Source organism: Nocardia sp. NPDC005745 (assembly GCF_040630775.1).
Taxonomy (GTDB): Bacteria; Actinomycetota; Actinomycetes; order Mycobacteriales; family Mycobacteriaceae; genus Nocardia.
In genome coordinates this window covers 36,902-56,541 of record NZ_JBEXYF010000002.1, presented here as the reverse complement: position 1 = coordinate 56,541, position 19,640 = coordinate 36,902, and the positions used below count along the sequence as shown (strand labels likewise).

Genomic DNA, 19,640 nt, shown 5'->3' with positions numbered 1-19,640 from the left:
GAAGCCACTAAGTTACCCACGGGTAACTTAACGTAAGGTAATGTCACGGCCTGAGCCACCCACCCGGGCGTACGGCGCAGCTCGTGCGACCACCATTTACGTGTAACCAGAACAGGAGGTCGACGAAGACCGATGCCGAACATCGTCGTACTCATCAAGCAGGTTCCCGACACATGGTCGGAGCGCAAACTCACCGACGGTGACTACACGCTCGATCGTGAGGCCGCCGACGCCGTTCTCGACGAGATCAACGAGCGTGCCGTCGAAGAAGCGCTGCTGATCAAGGAAGCCCAGGGCGGAGAGGTCACCGTGCTGGCCGCTGGTCCCGACCGCGCCACCGAGGCCATCCGCAAGGCGCTGTCCATGGGCGCCGACAAGGCCATCCACATCAACGACCCGGCCATCCACGGCTCCGACGCCGTGCAGACGGCCTGGGTGCTGGCCAGCGCGCTGGGCCAGGTCGAGGGTGTCGAGCTGGTCATCGCGGGCAACGAGGCCACCGACGGTCGCGCGGGCGCCGTGCCCGCGATCATCGCCGAATACCTCGGCCTCCCGCAGCTGACGCACCTGCGCAAGCTGACCGTCGACGGTGACAAGATCACCGGCGAGCGCGAGACCGACGACGGCGTGTTCAAGCTGGAGGCCACCCTCCCGGCCATCGTCAGCGTCACCGAGAAGATCAACGAGCCGCGCTTCCCGTCCTTCAAAGGCATCATGGCCGCGAAGAAGAAGGAAGTGCAGACCTTCACGCTGGCCGACCTGGGCGTCGACCCGTCGACCGTGGGCGTCGCGAACGCGGGCTCCACCGTCACCGCGGCCACGCCGAAGCCTCCGCGCACCGCGGGCGAGAAGATCGCGGACGAGGGCGACGGCGGCAGCAAGATCGCTCAGTACCTGATCGGCCAGAAGATCATCTGATCTCGGTAGCGCCTGCAGACTTCCTAGGAGAGAACAAATGGCTGAAGTACTCGTGCTCGTCGAGCACGCCGAGGGTGCGATCAAGAAGGTCAGCACCGAACTGCTCACCGCGGCTCGCGCTCTCGGCGAGCCCGCCGCCGTCGTGCTCGGCACGGCGGGCACCGGCGAGAAGCTGGCCGACGCGCTGGCCGCCGCGGGCGCCGAGAAGATCTACATCGCCGAGTCCGACGATGTGGAGAACTACCTGGTGACCCCGAAGGTCGACGTGCTGGCCGCGCTGACCGAGTCGGTCTCGCCCGCCGCCGTGATCGTCGCCGCCACCGCCGAGGGCAAGGAGGTGTCGGGTCGCCTGGCCGCCCGCATCGGCTCCGGCCTGCTGGTCGACGTCATCGACGTGAAGTCCGACGGCACCGCGGTGCACTCCATCTTCGGTGGCGCGTTCACCGTCGACGCCAAGGTCACCGGCGATGTTCCGGTGATCTCGGTCCGCCCGGGCGCCGTCGAGGCCTCGGCGCAGGCCGGTGCGGGCGAGAAGGTGACCGTCGAGGTGCCCGCGCAGGAAGACGGCGTGGTCAAGGTGACCTCGCGGGAGCCGGTCGTGGCCGGTGACCGTCCGGAACTCACCGAGGCGGGCATCGTGGTCTCCGGTGGCCGCGGCGTCGGCTCCGCCGACAACTTCTCGGTCGTCGAGGCGCTGGCCGACTCGCTCGGCGCGGCGGTCGGCGCCTCGCGCGCCGCCGTCGACTCCGGCTACTACCCGGGCCAGTTCCAGGTCGGCCAGACCGGTAAGACGGTCTCGCCGCAGCTGTACATCGCCCTCGGCATATCCGGCGCGATCCAGCACCGCGCGGGCATGCAGACCTCGAAGACCATCGTCGCGGTCAACAAGGACGAAGAGGCGCCGATCTTCGAGATCGCCGACTACGGCATCGTGGGCGACCTGTTCAACGTCGCGCCGCAGCTGACCGAAGCGGTCAAGTCGCACAAGGGCTGACGCTCTCGGCTGGTCGAAAGGCGGCCCCGGCCTTCAGGTCGGGGCCGCCTTTCGTTGAGTTGGTCGGTCTGCGGTTCCGGTACTCGATCCCGAACGCGCCCATGAGATCACCGCCCGATCCGGCCGCCGCAGCGCGAAAGTCCTGATTCAGCCCTGGAACCAGTGTCGGCCTCGCAGCGCAACTCGCCCTGGCTCGAGCCCTGCCTCGACTATGCCTGCGGACTCGGCACGCCGCCCCTGCTCGAAGGTGACATTGTGCCTGACGCCCGACTGGTTCGGGGTGCAGTGGCATACGCGCCAGATGGCCCGAAACTGTTCGTGGTCGGCACGGTTGACGACTCCATCCGCCGATCTCGCGCGTTGCCTGCTAGCTTCATTGGCGTCAAGTCCCCCGAAGGGGGGGAGTCATCGACACTAGGGGATCAAAAGTGAAGAAGACGGTTACGGGACTGCTGATGGGTGCGCTGGCCACGGGGGCTTTGATCGCCTCGGCACCTGCGGCGCAGGCAAAGGTGTATCCGAACGAAAAGGAATGCCTGGTCGCCGCGAAGCAGGAGGAGGCGCGGCGCGTTTCCGCGGGCGACATCAACGTGCCCCATTACAGCTGCAAGGCCGAAGGAAACGGCTGGCGAATGGGCATCTTCCGCTGATCGAAGTGGTGAGGGCGGGCTGACTTGGTCCGCACCATCCTCACCGCACGATCTGGCGCACAACCCCAGGACCACCGCGTCGATTGCTGCGCGGTGGTCCTGTTCCGTTTCCACCACCGCCGAATTACTTGCCTCCGACCGCCATTCGGCCTGTTCCCACCGCCGGAACTCGAGTGTGAGACCTTGCAAGCCCTCGCCACCATTTACGCCTGTGACCGCACACTTGGTTTGTTGTGCTCGGTCGGGAAAGGTCGGCGCGAGATTGGTGCGAACTCTCGAGGCCAGGTGAGCGAGAGTCGTGACCGATGCGAAAGAATCTACGGTGCAGGTGATTTGGCGTCGGAGATGCAGGTGCCGGACTTACACTCGGCCGGTGAGCATCCCAACGGAACCGATCGGTAGCATCCCTCGACCTCGCGACCTGTTGGCCGCCATGGCCGACGATTCCGGCGACGCCGCCGCGCTCGCCGAACTCCAGCAGCGCGCGGTCGCCGAGACCATCCGCCGTTTGGAGGAACTCGGCTCTCCCGTCGTCACCGACGGTGAGCAGTCCAAGCCGAGCTTCGCCACCTATCCGCTCGCCGGGCTGGACAATCTGGCCCCGGACGGGGCGGTCATCCCGTTCGCCGACGGGCACCAAAGACAGTTGCCCCGGCTGGCCTCCGGCCCGTTCCGCTACGCCGCGCACGCGGCGGACTATCTGCGGACCGCCCAGCAGCACGCCACCGTTCCGGTGAAGCAGGCCGTCATCGCGCCGTCGGCGCTGAGCCTGCTGTATCCGGCCGAGGGCATCGAGGGTTATCCGCGCGAGCAGTTCCTCGCCGATCTCGCGGACGCGGCCGAGGCCGACATCCGCGGCTGTCTGGAGGCGGGGGCGCACCTGGTGCAGCTCGACTTCACCGAAGGGCGGCTCTCGCTGAAGCTGGATCCCAGCGGCGGGGTGCTCGACCAGTTCATCGAGTTGAACAACACTGTGCTCGAACGGTTCTCGGACGAGGAGCGGGCCAGGATCGGCGTGCACACCTGCCCTGGCGGCGACCAGGACTCCACGCACAGCCTGGACGTGGACTACGTCGAATTGCTGCCGAAGCTGCTGCAACTGCGGGTGGGCGCGTTCTACCTCCAGTTCGCCAGCGAGCCCGACCCGGAGAAGGTGCTGGCCGTGGTCGCCGAACACCTGCCGTCTACGGCGCGCGTGTTCATCGGCGTCACCGACCCGATCGACCCGCGCGTCGAGACACCCGAACAGGTGCGTGACCGCGTGCTGCTCGCCGCTCGCTTCCTGCCCGTCGACCGGTTGGGCACCTGCGACGACTGCGGTTTCTCGCCGTTCGCCGACGACACCTCCACCTCACGGGAGACCGCGTTCGCCAAGATCCGCGCGCGCGTCGAGGGCACGGCGTTGGCGGCGACGGAGCTGGGCGTCTGAACTGCGTTACTCATACGGCCGGCCCCGGTTTCAACCGGGGCCGGTGTCGTTCGGCGATACGTCGGAAGCAATGCGTTTGCTCGATGCTTCAACGCCTGCATGACGGTCGAGGAATAGGCCTGTCGCAGAAAGCTGCTCAACGCATGTGGATCGGCCCCGCTCGCGGCCGTGTGATCGGCGAAGCGGGGCCGGTCGATTCGGCTACATGCGAATTCTCGTCAGGCGGGGAGGTTGAAATCTCCGCCCTGCGCACGGGTTGTGAAGGCGTCCCACTCGCCGGGTGCGAACATCAACGCTGGACCGGTGAGGTTCTTGCTGTCCCGGACGCCGATCATGCCGTCGCGCAGCCATGCCACTTCGACGCACTGCGAACCACTCTCGCTGCGGCTGCTCTTGAACCATTCTCGCGCCGGATAGGTCACCGTTCACCGCTCGTAACTCCTTGCCACCCGCCAGAGCAGGTCTCGCGATTCCACTTCACCCAGGCACGTTTCCCGGATGGCCGAGGCGAGCTCGCCGTAGAGCCGAATCTCCCCGGCTTTCTCCAGGTGTATATCCTGTGCAGGTTCGTCCTCCAAGTAGACGATCGGCGGTTCGACCGGCACGCCTTTGGCGTTCGAGTCGAACTCCATGACACACCGAAGCCGCGGGTTTTCAAGAGTTTCGACGTCCGGCAGGTCACCACATCGCGATCATAATCGTGCGCGGCACATCCGACGTGACGCCTCGTACGGCCCCGGTTGCTACCCCGACCTCGCTCGAGCCCGTGAACTGTTGCCGGGTCCGACCGGACTGTGGGATGCGGTGCGTCACGACTTCTGGTCACGTCTGCTCCCGCGCCATCGACCTTCCCCAACCACTGGATCGATCTGAAAACGGAAGAAAACGGATCGAGAGATCTCTTGCCCGCGTACCTGTTGAGGCGCGTTACTGATGAGAGTCAGGACCGAGCGAGTTCGCGATCCTGGCGCTGCGGAACCAATTCCCGCCGGGGCCGAGGAGGTCGCACGATGTCTACCACTCCTTCCCTTTCTGCGGCTCCGACTCTGATTTCGGCGAGCCCACGTTCGGGGCCGATCGTCGGTGGAACCAAGGTCATCTTGACCGGGACGAATCTGAACGGCGCTACGGCGGTCGAATTCGGAACCACTCCGGCGACCTCGTTCACGATCGAGTCCGCAACGCGGATCACAGCGGTCTCTCCTGCGGCAAGAGGAGCTGTGCACATCATCGTCACCACGCCCAGCGGGCTGAGTAACGGCGTCTCGTTCACTTATGTCGGCACGCCCGCGCCGGCCGGGGTGAATTTCGGTCCGGGATCGTCGATCATGTCCGATGGCGGACCGCCGCGCGGAAGCTGGGGCACCGTGGGAGCTGTCGGATATGACGAACTCGGCAATCTGGTAGCTCTCACGGCAGGACATATGATGACTCGGAACACCAGAGCTCAGGAGGTATTCCTCACGGGGCATCGCGGACTGGGCCCGATCGGGTGTTACGCCACGTGGGCCACGAATTGGCCCGGCTTTCCGTCGATGCGGTTTCCGGCCGACTCGTCCAAGGATTACGCGATCATCAAGCTGGACGAAACGAAGATCAAGCCGGTCAACACGACGCCGAACGGGACCGTGATCAGCCGGATCGGTGCGCATCCGGTTCCGCTTTCGGACATCATGTGCAAATACGGCCAGGTGTCCGGAACGACATGCGGTCTCGTAATCGAGTACGAGAACAACGTCATCAGTTCATGGGCTGCGATCATTCCGGGCGATAGCGGTGGACCGGTGACCACACGCAGCGGTCTGGTCGGAATCACCTCCGCGATCAATCCGCTCGAGCCGTGGGCACCGTTCCGGTTCACCGGTATCCACGGAATTCTCGACGACATCGCAGCGCAAGGACCGAACACGATCGGAATCGGATTCACTCCGCTTCCGTGATCGCTGGTGTCGACGATGTCGAGCACGCTGCCCCGCTCGATCGACTCGGCAGCGGACGATGTCGCGAGTTCCGTGACCGGAGCCGGGACCGCCCGCAGCCGACGTCTCGCGGCGATGAACGGCCCGCTGGCGAATGACCGTGCTCAGCAGCGGTGCAGCGCCAAGAGCAGGGTGTCCAGGATCGGTGATCGCCTGGCGTCGGCGCGCAGTACCGCCGAGACCGGGATGCGCAACTTGGATTCGGCCAGCCGTAGCACCACCAGTCCCTCGGTGGTGCTCTCGGCGTACAGGACCGTCCACGCGTCGGGCCGGTTGATCAACTCCATCGTCGCCGTGTGATCAGGCGGGATCGGCGGTCCGAACGTGGGGCCGGTGGGCAGTTCGGCGAAGGCGTTGCGGATCACGGTGTGCAGTAGGACCTGTTCCTGCTCCGGCGGAAGAAGCAGCGGATACGAACTCAGGTCCGCCAGGGTCACCGTGTCTCTGGTCGCCAGCGGATGTGCGCTGGAGGTGGCGATCACGAGGTCCTCGACCCAGAGTTGCTCCACCACGAGGCCCGGCTGGTCGACGCGGCCGCGAATGAGCGCCAGATCACAGTCCCCGTCGGCCACCGCGGTGATGCGCTGACGGAAGGGTTTGATCACGAACTCGATCTCCGCCTCCGGATGCGCGGCGCGCGCTCCCGCGATGGCCGACAGCGAGCGGGTGGCGAAGGACATGTTCGCGGCCAGCCGGATGCGCGGCCCCACCGTTCGCACGGCGGCCCGGATCGCCGATTCCAGGCTCAGCATTTGTTTCGCCAGGGGAAGTAGCCGGGCGGTCGCGTCGGTGGGGACGACCGAGCGGGTCGAGCGCTCGAACAGTTGCACGCCGAGGTCGCGCTCGAGCCGGGAGATCTGGTGGCTGATCGCCGACTGCGAGATGAAGCACCGCGCCGCGGCGCCGCTGAAGCTGAGCTCCTCGCACACCGCGACGAAGTAGGTGAGCTGCCGAAGTTCCACAGCGACCTCCTATTAATTACGAATCGAGATAAGACTCATCTGAATTATGCGCCCACACACCTGAAATATCCGTCCTCCGGATCGCGGTTGGTAATGAGAGAAGGAGGCTGTCATGCAGTACGTGGAAGCGGGAATCGAAACCGCGGGTGTCGTCATTGTCGGATCGGGGTTCGGCGGGCTCGCCGCCGCCAAACAGCTGGCCAAGTCGGGGGTGGACTATGTGCTGATCTCCAGCACGCCCGAGCATCTGTTCCAACCGCTGTTGTACCAGGTAGCGACCGGTGTGCTCGCATCGGATGAGATCGCGCCGCCGATCGCGGGGATTCTGCGCCGCCATCGCGAGGCCGACGTGCGCCTGGGCACCGTGGTCGACATCGACCCCGATCGCGCCATCGTCACCTACGAGCACGAGGGCGAGCGCCACCGCATCCGTTACGGCTCGCTGATCGCGGCCACCGGCGCGAGCCAGTCCTACTTCGGCCGTGACGACTTCGCGGAGAAGACCTATTCGCTCAAGACCATCGATGACGCGCGGCGGCTGCGCGCGCAGATCGCGCGGGTCTTCGCCGAGGCCGCGCAGGCCGACGAGCAGACCAGGCGCAGGCTGCTGAGCTTCGTCGTGGTCGGCGCGGGCGCGACCGGCGTCGAGGTGGCCGGTCAGTTGAAGGAGCTGGCGAAACGGCACTTCCACCAGGAGGTTTCGGTCACTCTCGTCGAGGGCGCCGGCGAGGTGCTCCCGCCGTTCGGCGGCGGGCTGTCGGAGTACGCGAAGAAGTCGCTGACCAACAGCGGCGTGGAGGTGCTGCTCGGCACCTTCGTCACCGACATCGAGCACGGCAAGGTCACCGTCAAGAGCGCCGACGGCGTCGAGCACGCCATCCCGGCGGAGACCGTGGTCTGGTCGGCGGGCGTGCAGGCGGGCGGGTTCGCGAAGATCCTGGCCGAGGCCACCGGCGTGGCGACCGACCGGGCCGGCCGGCTGCTGATCAACCCGGACCTCACCGTCGGTGGCTACGCCGACATCTACGCCATCGGCGACATGACCTCGCTCAACGGCTACCCCGGCCAGTCGCCGGTGGCCATGCAGGAGGGCAGGCACGCCGCCGACATCATCCGCCGCAAGAAGCAGCCCGGCACTCCCTTCACCTACTGGGACAAGGGCAGCATGGCGGTGATCAGCCGGTTCAGCGCCGTGACGAAACTCAACGACCGCGTCACCTTCCGCGGCGTGATCGCCTGGTTCATCTGGCTCGCGGTGCACCTGTTCTACCTGGTCGGCTTCCGCAACCGCTTCGCCGCGGTCGCGTCCTGGCTGGTCGCGTTCATCTTCACCGGGCGTCCCGGATTCGCCGAAGAGGACACGACCGCGCCGAAGGTACTCGCCGCGGAGAAGCGCGCCGCCTGATGACTTCTCGCGCCTGAGAATCGCGTCGCACGCTCGAAGGCGGCGCGATTCACGGTGCGCGCGGGCGGCTTCATGGCCCGAACGTGCTTCGCGCGGTAAACCGCATGTCGGAAGCAGTTTCGATGCCGATGGACGAACGCGGCGGAACCGTTCGGTGAACGCTCGGTGTGACCGCCGTCTCGTTAACCCAACCGGCATCGCGGCGACACTTCGAGGTCGCTGAGGCGCATTGTCGGACTGGCTTCATCATGGATATGACTATTTCGTCCGTGTTGACAGCCCCGGCTCGAGCGACGGACTCCGGGGAGGGGCGGTCGCGCTACTCCCTGGTGGTCTCCTCCGACCGCGACCACCGTGTCGCCGCGCAGCGCCTGCGCTACAACGTGTTCGCGAACGAGCCGGGCTTCCGGATCCCGGACACCGGAACCGGCCTGGACGCCGACCGATTCGACGAGCATTGCGACCACCTGCTGGTGCGCGACGACGCCAGCGGTGAGTTCGTCGGCTGCTACCGGATGTTGCCGCCGGACCGAGTCGCCGCGGCGGGCGGGTATTACACGGCGACGGAATTCGATCTCGCCCAACTGGATCCGGAGAGGATGCGGATCGTCGAGATGGGCCGCGCCTGCGTGGTGCCCGACCACCGCAACGGCTCGGTGCTCACGCTCATGTGGGCGGGCATCCTGCACTACATCCAGCTCACCGGCTACGAGTGGGTGATGGGCTGCGTGTCGGTGCCGATGCAGGACACTCCGGCCGACCCGCCCGGGGTGAACGTGCGCGGCGTGCGCGACATGCTGCTCGGCAGGCACGCCTCCGACCCGGAGCGCCGGGTGCACCCGCACAACCCGGTGATCGTCGACGGCAAGTCCCTGGACGAACTGACGCCGCCGTCCCGGCCGAAGCTGCCCCCGCTCATGCGCGGGTACCTGCGGCTGGGCGCGGAGGTGTGCGGCGAACCCGCTCACGATCCCGATTTCGCGGTCGCCGACTTCGTCGTGCTGCTCGGGTTGGACACCATCAACACCCGATATCTCGACCGACTACAAGACGCGGCCGCGTCGCTCGACGGGGGACGGTGAGGACCGTGGTTTTCGACGCGCCGCCCGCGATGTCCACCGCACACGCCTGGATGCCGTCGAGCCCCTGCGGGCCCGGCTGCCTGGATTCGATCGATGGAGTCGGACCGGCGCGGGTGGCCGCCCGGTTGGCCGGGGTGGCCGGACTGCTGCTCAGCTTCCCGTTCGCGAACGCGGTGACACCACGGGGCAAGCGCGTGCCGTTGCAGCGCCGCTACGCTCACCTGCTGCTCGGTTGCCTGGGCATGCGGCTGCGGATCGTCGACAACCGGGTGGTAGTGAACGAGCGCGGTGTCGTCGATGAGGGCGACGCCGCGCTCACACCCGCGGGCTTCGGGACGGCGGGCCATGGCGTGCTGGTCGTGACCGGGCACATCGGCTGGACCGACATCGTCGCGCTGGCCTCGGTGCAGCCACTCGGCTTCGTGGCCCGCGCGGACATGGTGGATTGGCCGCTGATCGGCAAGCTCGCCAAACTGATGCGGGTGATCCCGATCGAGCGCGAGAGCCTCCGGCAGCTGCCCGGCGTGGTGGCCGCGGTGGGAGCGCGACTGGCCGCGGGCGAGCGGATCGGCGTCTTCCCCGAGGGCACCACCTGGTGCGGCCGCGCCTACGGCACCATGCGTTCCGCGCTGTTCCAAGCGGCCGTGGACACCGGCACCCCCGTGCAGCCGGTGCGATTGCGCTACCTGGACCGGCACGGCGTGCCGTGCACGGTGCCCGCGTTCGTCGGCGCCGACACGTTCGCCTCCTCCGCGCGGCGGGTGCTGCGCTCGCGCGGGATGGTCGCCGAGGTGGTGCTGGAACCGGTGCTGGACCCCGGCGCGGACCGGCGCGAGCTGGCCCGCCGCTGCGAGGCCGTCGTCCGAGGGACCGCGGTGTCGCGTCGTGGTGCGGTCGAAGCCACGGAGTGGATCGAGGCCGGGCACACGAGGGTGCAGGATCCGTCGCTCGCGGTCGACGCCCCGGAGGTGCGCAGGCCGCTCCGCCGCCCGATGTTGCTCGGCCGCCGGAGCAGCGCTGCCGCTCGGTAGACAACTTGGCAAACCGATGGCCCGGTGGCGCCCTGATCCGCGACGCCGTGCTCCCCGGAGACACCGACGCTGCTCTCTGCAGTGCCACCGCCGCTCCCTGCGGCACCGGCGCCGCTCTCCCGGAGACACCGGCGCTGCTTTGTCAGGCGCTGGCCCTGCTCTCACCGAAACACCGGCGCTGATCTTCGAACCGGGGTTCGACCCGCGCTCACCCGGATGTGTCGAAGTTGCGCCGGGCCCACACGCCGGGGAGGCCGTCGACGGGCTACCAGCGGTCGCAGCCTCGGTGTCCGGGCAACGCCCCTACCGAGAGCACTCGGTGAAGCCGAATTCTCAGTTCCACATAGTTTCCGGGGCGAGCCGATGTCGGCCCGCCCCGGAAACAGTGGAAGAACTCAGAAGCCGCTTCCGGTCGGCGGCCGGAAGCCGTTGTGCCAACCGGGCCTGCCGTGGTCCCAGTCGTCGTGGCGGTCGCGGCCGCGGAACCAGTCGTCGTGACGTCCCCGGTCCCAGTCGTTGTGCCGTCCGTTGTTCCAGCCGTCGTGACGGTGGCCGCCGTGGCCGTGCCCGGGGCGGCCGTGGGCCGCGTCGACCTGGTCGGCGGGCTCGAGCACGATCGGGTCGGCGAGCGCGGGCACCGCGACGGCGGTGAGCGGCATCAGGGCGAGTACGGACGCGGCGGCGACGCGTGCCAGTACACGTCGCGTACGTCCATGGGTGCGTTGGTCCATCGGAACTTCCTCACTGATCGATTCGTCCGGTAGTCGACCGCCCGGCGTCCCGGTCCTGGATCCGGCTTGCGAACGGACCGACCGGCGATCAATACGTTGAACAACGTACCGCTATTCAGCGGCACATTCAATAGGTGAGAACCCTGAGATCCGGCCGGTCACATGGCTTTCGCGCCCCCCCGCGGGCGCGCGAGCAGGGGGGAATAACCCGCTCATCGTGACGGCTATCCTTAACTGGTCATGAAGTCGGCTTTTTCGGGTCCGGTCAACGGTGCTGCGCCCCACACGGTCTACCTCGATCACGCGGCCACCACACCGATGCTGCCCGCGGCCATCGAGGCGATGACGGCTGCCCTGCGCACCACGGGCAATGCCTCATCCCTGCACGGCTCGGGGCGTGCCGCCCGGCGGCTGCTCGAAGAGGCGCGCGAGTCGATCGCCGCCGACCTGGGCGCCCGGCCCTCGGAGGTCATCTTCACCTCCGGCGGCACCGAGAGCGACAACCTGGCGGTGAAGGGGATCTTCTGGGCGCGCCGCGACGCCGACCCGCGCCGCAACCGGATCATCGCCAGTTCGATCGAGCACCACGCGGTGATCGATGCGGTGGAGTGGCTGGAGCGGCACGAAGGCGCCGAGGTCACCTGGCTCCCGGTGGACGCCGAAGGGATGGTCGCGCCCGGCGCGCTGCGCGCCGCGTTCGCCGCGCATCCCGACGACGTCGCGCTGGTCACCGTCATGTGGGCGAACAACGAGGTCGGCGCCATCCAGCCGATCACCGAGTTGGCCGCCGTGGCAGCGGAATTCGGCGTGCCGATGCACAGCGACGCGGTGCAGGCGGCGGCGCAGCTGCCCATCGATTTCGGCGCGAGCGGTCTTTCCGCCGCCAGCTTCGCCGGGCACAAGGTGGGTGGACCGCACGGCGCCGGGGTGCTGCTGCTGGGCAGGCAGGTGCCGTGCGTGCCGCTGCTGCACGGCGGCGGCCACGAGCGCGACCTGCGGTCGGGGACCTCGGACACCGCGGCCGCGATCGGGCTGGCCGCGGCGCTGCGCCAGACCGCGGTCGAACTGCCCGTCCGCACGGCCGAACTCGTCGCCCTGCGGGACGCGTTGATCGACGGGATCCGCGCCGTAGCGCCCGACACGGTGCTCAACGGTCCGGCGGGCGAACGGCGTCTACCCGGCAACGTGCACGTCACATTTCCCGGCTGCGAAGGGGATTCGCTGCTGATGCTGCTGGACGCGGCGGGGATCGAATGCTCGACCGGTTCGGCGTGCACCGCGGGCGTCGCCACGCCCAGTCACGTACTGATCGCCATGGGCGTCGAGCCGTGGCAGGCGCGTGGCTCGCTGCGCTTCTCGTTGGGGCACACCTCGACGCGCGCCGACGTGGACGCCGTGCTGAAAGTATTGCCGCAGGTGGTGGAGCGGGCCAAGGCCGCGGGCCTGGCCGGTGCGAGAGGAGGTGTCTGATGCGGGTACTCGCCGCGATGAGCGGTGGTGTGGATTCGGCCGTGGCGGCGGCGCGTGCCGTCGACGCCGGTCACGAGGTGGTCGGCGTGCATCTGGCGCTGTCGGCGACACCGGGCACGCTCCGCACCGGATCGCGCGGCTGTTGCTCGAAGGAGGACGCCGGTGACGCCCGGCGCGCCGCCGACGTGCTGGGCATCCCGTTCTACGTCTGGGATTTCGCCGACCGCTTCAAAGAAGACGTCATCGATGATTTCGTCGCGGCCTACGCGGCGGGTGAGACGCCCAATCCGTGCCTGCGCTGCAACGAGAAGATCAAGTTCTCCGCGCTGGCCGACCGCGCGGTGGCACTCGGCTTCGACGCCGTGGTCACCGGGCATTACGCGCGGCTGGAGGACGGCGTGCTGCGCCGCGCCGTCGACGCCGACAAGGACCAGTCCTATGTGCTGGCGGTGCTGACCGCGCAGCAGCTTTCGCGCGCGATGTTCCCGGTGGGCGACACCCCCAAGCCGCGGATTCGCGCCGAGGCGGCCGAGCGCGGCCTCGCCGTCGCGAACAAGCCGGACAGCCACGACATCTGCTTCATCCCCTCCGGCGACACCCGCGCGTTCCTCGGCGCGAAGATCGGCATCCGGCCCGGCGCGGTCGTCGACGCCGACGGTCAGGTGCTCGCGCGGCACGAAGGCGTGCACGGATTCACCATCGGCCAGCGCAAGGGATTGGGATTGCCGGGTCCGGCCGCCGACGGCAAACCGCGATACGTCACCGGCATCGATCCCGATTCCGGCACGGTGCGCGTCGGCTCGGCCGAGGACCTGCGGGTGCGGACGATCGAGGCGGAGCGCGCGATCTGGACTTCTGGTTCCGCGCCCGCGGGCCCGATCGAGTGCGTGGCGCAGGTACGCGCGCACGGCGGCACCGCGCCCGCGGTCGCCGAGTCGGTCGATGACGGACTGATCGTGCGGCTGCGTGAGCCGCTGACCGGCGTCGCGCGTGGCCAGGCGGTGGTGCTCTACCGTCCGGACCCGCAGGGCGACGAGGTGATCGGCAGCGGGACCATCTCCGGTACCGTGCGGGAACCTGTCGCGAGCGAAACGGGGGCCGAGGCGGCGCGGTGAACCGGCCCGCCCGGCGCGGCCTCCCGCCGTCCTCTCCCTCGCAGCCCCTTGTGGTGTGGGGACCGAAATACCTTGTAGCTGTTGCGGACGACGGAATCCCGGAATGGCGGAATCGAACGGACGGAGTACGGCGACAGTGGACGAGACCGGCACGGATGACGTGACGCGAGACGGCGGGACGGACGTGGCGACCGAGCCGGTGCGCCTGCGGGGCGGAATCGCCACCGGTGTCGGCTCCTGGCCGGGCGCCGACCCGCGCGAGGCCGCCGGGACCATCGTCGGTGAACTCGGCGAGCTACCGCATCTGGTGGAATTGCCCGCTCGCGGCGCGGGGGCGGACCTGATCGGGCGGGTCTCCGCGCTGCTGGTGGACTTGCGATTCGACACAACGCCCAGGGGCTACCGGCTCGCGCCACGCCCGGGTGCGGTCTCGCGGCGGGCCCATGACCTGCTGCGGACCGATCTGGACGCGCTCGAGGAAGCGTGGGAGAACGCCGGTCTGTCCGGCCGCGGCCATCCGGTGAAGGTGCAGGCGGCGGGCCCGCTGACGTTGGCCGCGCAGGTCGAGCTGCCCGGCGGTCATCGGGTGCTCACCGATTCCGGCGCGGTGCGTGACCTCGCGGAATCCTTGGCCGAGGGGCTGGCGGAGCACGTGGCGGAGGTGCGTAAGCGGCTCGGCGCGCAGGTCGTCTTGCAGTTGGACGAGCCGTCGCTGTCGGCGGTGCTGGACGGCTCGCTGCGCGGGGTGAGCGTGCTGAACACCGTGCGCGCCCTGCCCGAGCCGGAAGCGCTGGCCCTGCTCGACACGGTGATCACCGCCCAGTCCGCGCCGGTGCTGGTGCACAGCTGCGCGGAGCCGCCCGCGCTGGGCCTGCTGCGTCGCAGCGCCGCCGACGCGATCGGCTTCGACCTGAGCACGATCGGCACCGAGCAGCTCGACGACGTCGGGGAGGCACTCGAGGCGGGCAAGCAACTGATGCTCGGCGTCATCCCGACCGGGGTACCGGCCACCGAGGTCACCTGGCGGACCTTCGCCGAGCCGGGCGTGCGGCTGATCGATCGGCTCGGCTTCGGCCGCCGCACGCTCGCGCAACGGGTGGCGGTCGGTCCGGCCTGCGGTCTGGCGGGCGTCCCGCTGGAGTGGAGCCGACGGGCGCTGCGCCTGGCCACGGATGTCGCGCGCGCGTATGCCGAGGAACCGGAAGAGCTTTCGTTCTCCTGATCGCCGGGGCGTGCGTCGCTCGATGCGCGGTGGTTCCTGACGAGCACAGCCGCCCGAGTGACTCCTGCGGGGCGCGGGCGCACCAGGATCCGCAGCGCTGGAACGACTACCTCGCGAGCATCCCGCCGGAGAATCACGGGCTCGGCCCGGCTGTTCGGTCATCGCGATCGGTGCCCTCGCCCGGCGGCGCTGCCGCACCGCTCCGAACGGCATGTCGTGGGCTTGCGGAGAGCGCCATCGATTCCGCCGCTTCGTTGCTGGGCCGGGGAAAACGGACCGGCCGGAATCCGTGCCCGCGAGTGCGGCGACGTGCGCGAACACGGCGATGTGCTGTCGGTGCCCTCCGCTAATGTGCGTTGGGTGAGTGACAGCGACAGCGCGGCGGCCCCGGCGTCGGCAGAGCAGCGGGTGGAGTGGCAGCGACTCGCGGACGAGGTGCGTGAGCATCAGTTCCGCTACTACGTCCGGGACGCGCCGATCATCTCCGACGGCGAGTTCGACGCGATGTTGCGGCGGTTGCAGGCCATGGAGGACGAACATCCGGACCTGCGCACGCCGGATTCGCCGACCCAGCTCGTCGGCGGCGGCTTCGCGACCGACTTCACCGCCGTCGATCATCTCGAGCGGATGCTGTCGCTGGACAACGTGTTCGACGTCGACGAGCTGCGCGCCTGGGCCGCGCGGGTGGAGGCGGAGACCGGGCCGGACCTGCACTACCTGTGCGAGGTGAAGATCGACGGCGTCGCGCTGAACCTGGTCTATCAGAACGGGCGGCTGGTCCGCGGCGCCACCCGAGGCGACGGACGCACCGGCGAAGACGTGACGCTCAACGCGCGCACCATCGACGACATCCCCGGCGAGCTGGCACCCAGCGAGGAATTCCCGATCCCGCGGTTGCTGGAAGTCCGCGGCGAGGTGTACTTCCGGCTGGAGGATTTCGAGACGCTCAACGCCGCCATCGTGGCCGAGGGCAAGCCGCCCTACGCAAACCCGCGCAACACCGCCGCCGGGTCGCTGCGGCAGAAGGATCCGTCGGTCACCGCGCGGCGCAGGCTGCGGATGATCTGCCACGGCTTCGGCCGGATCGAGGGCTACACGCCGACCTCGCAGTACGAGGCGTACCGCGCGCTCGCCGCGTGGGGTCTGCCGGTGTCCGAGCACACCAGGCGGGTGCAGGGCATCGACGCGGTGATCGAACGGGTCGCCTACTGGGGCGAGCACCGGCACGACATCGAGCACGAGATCGACGGCCAGGTGATCAAGGTCGACGAGACCGCGCTGCAACGCCGCCTCGGCTCCACCTCACGCGCCCCGCGCTGGGCGATCGCCTACAAATACCCGCCCGAGGAGGCGACGACCAAGCTGCTGAACATCCAGGTGAACGTGGGCCGCACCGGCCGGGTGACGCCGTTCGCGGTGATGGAGCCGGTGTCCGTCGCGGGATCCACGGTCGCGATGGCCACCCTGCACAACGCCGCCGAGGTCAAGCGCAAGGGCGTGCTGATCGGCGACACGGTCACCATCCGCAAGGCGGGCGACGTGATCCCCGAGGTGCTGGGGCCGGTGGTGGACGCGCGTCCCGAAGACGCGCGCGAATTCGTCATGCCGACGCACTGCCCCGAGTGCGGCACCGAACTGCGCCCGGAGAAGGAGGGCGACGCCGACATCCGCTGCCCGAACCAGCAGTTCTGCCCGGCGCAGTTGCGCGAGCGCGTGTATCACGTGGCCGGCCGCGGCGCCTTCGACATCGAGGCCCTCGGGTACGAAGGCGCGATCGATCTGCTGAAGTCCGGCGCCATCACCGACGAGGGCGACCTCTTCGACCTGGACGAGGCGGCGCTGCTGACCACCTCGCTCTACGCCAACAAGAACGGCAGCCTCTCCGCCAACGGCAAGCGGCTGCTGGAGAACCTGGCCGTGGCCAAGGACCGGCCGCTGTGGCGGGTGCTGGTCGGCCTGTCCATCCGGCACGTCGGGCCCACCGCGGCGCGCGCGCTGGCGGCCGAATTCGGCAGCCTGGACCGTATCGAGCAGGCGTCGGGAGAAGAGCTGGCCGCGGCCGACGGTGTGGGCCCGACCATCGCGGCCGCGGTGGCGGAGTGGTTCACGGTGGACTGGCACCGCGCCGTGGTGGCGAAATGGCGGGCAGCGGGTGTGCGGATGGAGGATGAACGCGACGAATCCATCGAGCGCAACCTGGAGGGCCTGTCCATCGTGGTGACCGGCTCGTTGCAGGGCTTCACCCGCGACGGCGCCAAGGAGGCGATCCTGAGGCGCGGCGGCAAGGCCGCAAGCTCGGTGTCGAAGAAAACCGCGTTCGTGGTGATCGGTGACGCACCCGGATCCAAGGCCGCCAAAGCGGAGGAACTCGGTGTGCCGATCCTCGACGAGGAGGGGTTCCGGCGGCTGCTGGAGGGCGGCCCCGTAGCGGTCGCGCCGGAGACGGCCGCGGAGGATGCCGAAGCCGAGGAGTGATCGGCGCTTGACCTGAAGGACCGTTGAGGTATGAGGATCGACTGGTAGGCGACTACCAGGAGGTCCATCATGTCTCGTCCTACCGCACTGGTCACCGGCGCGTCGGCCGGATTCGGCGCGGCCCTCGCGCGGGCGCTGATCGAACAGGGGTGGCGGGTGCTGGGGACCGCGCGTCGTGCCGACCGGTTGACGCGGGTGGCCGCCGAACTCGGATCGGAGTTCCGCGCGATCCCCGGTGACGTCACCGTTCCCGCGGATCGCGCCCTGCTGGCGGATGCCGCGCGCGCTGAGGGTGAACTCGGCTTGGTCGTGAACAACGCCAGCCGCCTCGGTCCGAGTCCGCTCCCTCGCCTCGCGGACTATCCGCTCGAGGAATTCGAGGCTGTACTTCGCACGAACCTGCTTTCGCCACTGGCGATTCTGCAATTCACGCTGCCGCTGCTGCGCCCGGGCGGCGCCGTGGTGAACATCAGTTCCGACGCCGCGTCGGAGCCGTATCCCGAATGGGGCGGATACGGGTCGTCGAAGGCGGCGCTCGACCAGGTCACCGCCATCCTCGGCGCGGAGCATCCGGACCTGTCGATCTACGCGTTCGACCCGGGTGACATGCGCACCGAGATGCATCAGGCGGCGTTTCCCGGCGCCGATATCTCCGACCGGCCGGAGCCCGCGACGGTGGTACCCGCGCTGCTGCGGCTGCTCGCGGAGAGACCCAGGAGCGGGCGGTATGCCGCAGCGGATTTCGTGGCCGGACGGGCGTCATGACGGTGCGCACCACCCTGCCGTCCTTCGACCTGTCCCCGGAACGCAATGCCGCCGTCCCGCCCGAGGCGCGGGGGATCGCGCGCGACGACGTCCGCCTGCTCGTCGCCGATGGGGAACTGACCCATGGCATGTTCCGTGAACTACCGGACCGGCTGCGTCCCGGCGATCTCGTCGTGGTGAACAACTCGGCGACCATGTCGTCGGCCCTCGACGGCGCGCTGGAGGGCGAGCCGGTGGTGTTGCACTTCTCCACCTGGCTGGACGACGGCCGCTGGGTGATCGAGGTCCGGACGACGCGGCGCACTCCCTATCCGGCGCAGCGGCTCTCGTCCGGGACCGTGCTGCGACTACCGGGCGCCACGGCGACGCTGCGCACGCCCTGGCTGCCGGGCGGACGACGTCTCTGGAGCGCGGACGCCACCACCGACGTGCCTCGGTTACTGGCCGCGCACGGCAGGCCGATCACGTATTCGTATGTGCCGCAGCGATGGTCGGCCTCCTACTACACGACGGTCTTCGGCCGGGTGCCGGGCAGCGCGGAAATGCCCAGTGCGGCGCGCCCTTTCACCGAGCGTCTGGTGCTGGATCTGATCGCCGCGGGTGTCGCTCTCGCGCCGATCACTCTGCACACCGGGGTCTCCTCGCCGGAGGCGGGGGAACCGCCGAGCCCCGAGCGGTTCGTCGTGCCGCCCGCTACGGCGCGGCTGGTGAATGCCACGAAAGCCGCGGGTGGACGCGTGGTCGCGGTAGGTACCACGGTGACGCGGGCGCTGGAAACCGCCGCCGACCCGTCGGGCCTGGTGCACGCCTCGCGCGGATGGACGGACGTGGTGCTCGGAGTGGATCGCCCGGCCCGGGTGGTGGACGGCCTGATCACAGGCTGGCACGCGCCCGGCGCGTCACACCTGGATCTCCTGGTCGCGGTGGCGGGGGAGGACACCGTCGCCGCGGCCTACACCGCGGCCGTGGACACCGGCTATCTGTGGCACGAGTTCGGCGACAGCGCGCTGCTGTTCGGTCCGGGCGGTCGACTCAGCCGACCGTGACCGTGGCGCCCAGCTGACCCGCGATGTCGAATCGTCCGCAGCGGCCGCCGCTCAGGTCGAGCTTCTGGGTGATCAGCTTGCCACGGCGATTCTTGAACGTCGCTTCGGCGGACACGTCGGCGCTCGCGGTCGAGCACACTTTCGACACCACGCCGGGCGGGTCGTAGCTGACCGTCCCGCCGCCCTGGCAGGTGTTCGTGCTGTCGGCCAGGAATACGCGCGCGGAGCCCTCCGGACACGGCGCGTCCGCCACCGCTTCCGGCGCCACGACCAGCGTGCCGAGCGCGAGCGCGGCGATCACCGAGCTGCCAACCACAAGACGACGAACCGTCGGTTCCATCGATACCCTCATCCCATCGAACATTC

General features: G+C 68.9%; 19 protein-coding genes. 14 read left to right on the top strand and 5 right to left on the bottom strand.

The window, feature by feature from the left end:
• The first annotated feature begins 132 nt into the window (after nucleotides 1–132).
• From ABZ420_RS03220 to ABZ420_RS03205, 4 genes are all read left to right on the top strand, one after another.
• Complete coding sequence (locus ABZ420_RS03220) at nucleotides 133–918, top strand: electron transfer flavoprotein subunit beta/FixA family protein (RefSeq protein WP_062969571.1); 786 nt, start codon at nucleotides 133–135, stop codon at nucleotides 916–918.
• A gap of 37 nt (nucleotides 919–955) precedes the next feature.
• Nucleotides 956–1,912, top strand: a complete 957-nt coding sequence (locus ABZ420_RS03215) for an electron transfer flavoprotein subunit alpha/FixB family protein (protein WP_040868613.1) — start codon at nucleotides 956–958, stop codon at nucleotides 1,910–1,912.
• Between the two features lie 428 nt (nucleotides 1,913–2,340).
• Nucleotides 2,341–2,562 (top strand): hypothetical protein, encoded by a 222-nt coding sequence (locus ABZ420_RS03210; RefSeq protein WP_357116574.1) that lies wholly within the window; start codon nucleotides 2,341–2,343, stop codon nucleotides 2,560–2,562.
• 373 nt (nucleotides 2,563–2,935) lie between these two features.
• Nucleotides 2,936–3,991, top strand: a complete 1,056-nt coding sequence (locus ABZ420_RS03205) for a cobalamin-independent methionine synthase II family protein (protein ID WP_357116572.1) — start codon at nucleotides 2,936–2,938, stop codon at nucleotides 3,989–3,991.
• A gap of 218 nt (nucleotides 3,992–4,209) precedes the next feature.
• On the opposite strand, the gene ABZ420_RS03200 is transcribed toward ABZ420_RS03205, so the two are convergent.
• A complete protein-coding gene (locus ABZ420_RS03200; protein ID WP_357116571.1) occupies nucleotides 4,210–4,413 on the bottom strand; it encodes a DUF397 domain-containing protein in 204 nt (67 codons plus the stop codon).
• Nucleotides 4,414–4,416: 3 nt separating this feature from the next.
• Nucleotides 4,417–4,623 carry a hypothetical protein gene (locus ABZ420_RS03195; protein WP_357116569.1) on the bottom strand — a complete coding sequence of 69 codons (207 nt, stop codon included), beginning with the start codon at nucleotides 4,621–4,623 and terminating at the stop codon, nucleotides 4,417–4,419.
• A gap of 378 nt (nucleotides 4,624–5,001) precedes the next feature.
• Between ABZ420_RS03195 and ABZ420_RS03190 the strand changes: the two genes are divergently transcribed.
• Nucleotides 5,002–5,931, top strand: a complete 930-nt coding sequence (locus ABZ420_RS03190) for an IPT/TIG domain-containing protein (RefSeq protein ID WP_357116567.1) — start codon at nucleotides 5,002–5,004, stop codon at nucleotides 5,929–5,931.
• A gap of 143 nt (nucleotides 5,932–6,074) precedes the next feature.
• Here the strand turns inward: ABZ420_RS03190 and ABZ420_RS03185 are convergent, their stop codons facing one another.
• Nucleotides 6,075–6,932 (bottom strand): LysR family transcriptional regulator, encoded by an 858-nt coding sequence (locus ABZ420_RS03185; protein ID WP_040868605.1) that lies wholly within the window; start codon nucleotides 6,930–6,932, stop codon nucleotides 6,075–6,077.
• 112 nt (nucleotides 6,933–7,044) lie between these two features.
• Between ABZ420_RS03185 and ABZ420_RS03180 the strand changes: the two genes are divergently transcribed.
• The 3 genes from ABZ420_RS03180 (at nucleotide 7,045) to ABZ420_RS03170 (ending at nucleotide 10,450) form a co-directional block, all read left to right on the top strand.
• A complete protein-coding gene (locus ABZ420_RS03180; protein ID WP_357116565.1) occupies nucleotides 7,045–8,337 on the top strand; it encodes an NAD(P)/FAD-dependent oxidoreductase in 1,293 nt (430 codons plus the stop codon).
• A 254-nt stretch (nucleotides 8,338–8,591) separates the two neighbouring features.
• A complete protein-coding gene (locus tag ABZ420_RS03175) occupies nucleotides 8,592–9,419 on the top strand; it encodes a GNAT family N-acyltransferase (protein ID WP_357116563.1) in 828 nt (275 codons plus the stop codon).
• A 5-nt stretch (nucleotides 9,420–9,424) separates the two neighbouring features.
• Entirely contained in the window at nucleotides 9,425–10,450 is a 1,026-nt protein-coding gene (locus ABZ420_RS03170; protein ID WP_357116561.1) for a lysophospholipid acyltransferase family protein, read from the top strand.
• 395 nt (nucleotides 10,451–10,845) lie between these two features.
• Here the strand turns inward: ABZ420_RS03170 and ABZ420_RS03165 are convergent, their stop codons facing one another.
• Complete coding sequence (locus ABZ420_RS03165) at nucleotides 10,846–11,181, bottom strand: hypothetical protein (protein ID WP_357116559.1); 336 nt, start codon at nucleotides 11,179–11,181, stop codon at nucleotides 10,846–10,848.
• A 240-nt stretch (nucleotides 11,182–11,421) separates the two neighbouring features.
• Between ABZ420_RS03165 and ABZ420_RS03160 the strand changes: the two genes are divergently transcribed.
• The 6 genes from ABZ420_RS03160 (at nucleotide 11,422) to ABZ420_RS03135 (ending at nucleotide 19,274) form a co-directional block, all read left to right on the top strand.
• Entirely contained in the window at nucleotides 11,422–12,651 is a 1,230-nt protein-coding gene (locus tag ABZ420_RS03160; RefSeq protein ID WP_357116557.1) for a cysteine desulfurase family protein, read from the top strand.
• Nucleotides 12,651–13,766 (top strand): tRNA 2-thiouridine(34) synthase MnmA, encoded by a 1,116-nt coding sequence (gene mnmA, locus ABZ420_RS03155; RefSeq protein ID WP_357116555.1) that lies wholly within the window; start codon nucleotides 12,651–12,653, stop codon nucleotides 13,764–13,766. Before ABZ420_RS03160 ends, mnmA begins: the two co-directional genes overlap by 1 nt.
• Nucleotides 13,767–13,950: 184 nt before the next feature.
• The gene (locus tag ABZ420_RS03150) at nucleotides 13,951–14,988 is read left to right on the top strand and encodes a methionine synthase (RefSeq protein WP_357116973.1); all 1,038 of its coding nucleotides are present in this window, start codon (nucleotides 13,951–13,953) and stop codon (nucleotides 14,986–14,988) included.
• Nucleotides 14,989–15,396: 408 nt separating this feature from the next.
• Nucleotides 15,397–17,463: an NAD-dependent DNA ligase LigA gene (gene ligA, locus ABZ420_RS03145; protein WP_357116971.1), complete on the top strand. Its 2,067-nt coding sequence runs from the start codon at nucleotides 15,397–15,399 to the stop codon at nucleotides 17,461–17,463.
• Nucleotides 17,464–17,532: 69 nt separating this feature from the next.
• On the top strand, nucleotides 17,533–18,228 hold the full coding sequence (locus tag ABZ420_RS03140) for an SDR family NAD(P)-dependent oxidoreductase (RefSeq protein ID WP_357116553.1): 696 nt from the start codon (nucleotides 17,533–17,535) through the stop codon (nucleotides 18,226–18,228).
• On the top strand, nucleotides 18,225–19,274 hold the full coding sequence (locus tag ABZ420_RS03135; RefSeq protein ID WP_357116551.1) for an S-adenosylmethionine:tRNA ribosyltransferase-isomerase: 1,050 nt from the start codon (nucleotides 18,225–18,227) through the stop codon (nucleotides 19,272–19,274). Before ABZ420_RS03140 ends, ABZ420_RS03135 begins: the two co-directional genes overlap by 4 nt.
• Here the strand turns inward: ABZ420_RS03135 and ABZ420_RS03130 are convergent.
• Nucleotides 19,261–19,614 (bottom strand): hypothetical protein, encoded by a 354-nt coding sequence (locus ABZ420_RS03130; protein WP_357116549.1) that lies wholly within the window; start codon nucleotides 19,612–19,614, stop codon nucleotides 19,261–19,263. The genes ABZ420_RS03135 and ABZ420_RS03130 overlap by 14 nt on opposite strands.
• Nucleotides 19,615–19,640: the final 26 nt, after the last annotated feature.

Excerpts from the sequence above, each read along its gene's own strand:
- mnmA (WP_357116555.1), top strand. The coding sequence starts at position 12,651 with ATGCGGGTACTCGCCGCGATGAGCGGTGGTGTGGATTCGGCCGTGGCG.
- ABZ420_RS03175 (WP_357116563.1), top strand. The coding sequence starts at position 8,592 with ATGACTATTTCGTCCGTGTTGACAGCCCCGGCTCGAGCGACGGACTCC.
- ABZ420_RS03140 (WP_357116553.1), top strand. The coding sequence starts at position 17,533 with ATGTCTCGTCCTACCGCACTGGTCACCGGCGCGTCGGCCGGATTCGGC.
- ABZ420_RS03195 (WP_357116569.1), bottom strand. The coding sequence starts at position 4,623 with ATGGAGTTCGACTCGAACGCCAAAGGCGTGCCGGTCGAACCGCCGATC.
- ABZ420_RS03160 (WP_357116557.1), top strand. The coding sequence starts at position 11,422 with ATGAAGTCGGCTTTTTCGGGTCCGGTCAACGGTGCTGCGCCCCACACG.
- ABZ420_RS03220 (WP_062969571.1), top strand. The coding sequence starts at position 133 with ATGCCGAACATCGTCGTACTCATCAAGCAGGTTCCCGACACATGGTCG.
- ABZ420_RS03135 (WP_357116551.1), top strand. The coding sequence starts at position 18,225 with ATGACGGTGCGCACCACCCTGCCGTCCTTCGACCTGTCCCCGGAACGC.
- ABZ420_RS03180 (WP_357116565.1), top strand. The coding sequence starts at position 7,045 with ATGCAGTACGTGGAAGCGGGAATCGAAACCGCGGGTGTCGTCATTGTC.
- ABZ420_RS03190 (WP_357116567.1), top strand. The coding sequence starts at position 5,002 with ATGTCTACCACTCCTTCCCTTTCTGCGGCTCCGACTCTGATTTCGGCG.
- ABZ420_RS03165 (WP_357116559.1), bottom strand. The coding sequence starts at position 11,181 with ATGGACCAACGCACCCATGGACGTACGCGACGTGTACTGGCACGCGTC.
- ABZ420_RS03215 (WP_040868613.1), top strand. The coding sequence starts at position 956 with ATGGCTGAAGTACTCGTGCTCGTCGAGCACGCCGAGGGTGCGATCAAG.
- ABZ420_RS03130 (WP_357116549.1), bottom strand. The coding sequence starts at position 19,614 with ATGGAACCGACGGTTCGTCGTCTTGTGGTTGGCAGCTCGGTGATCGCC.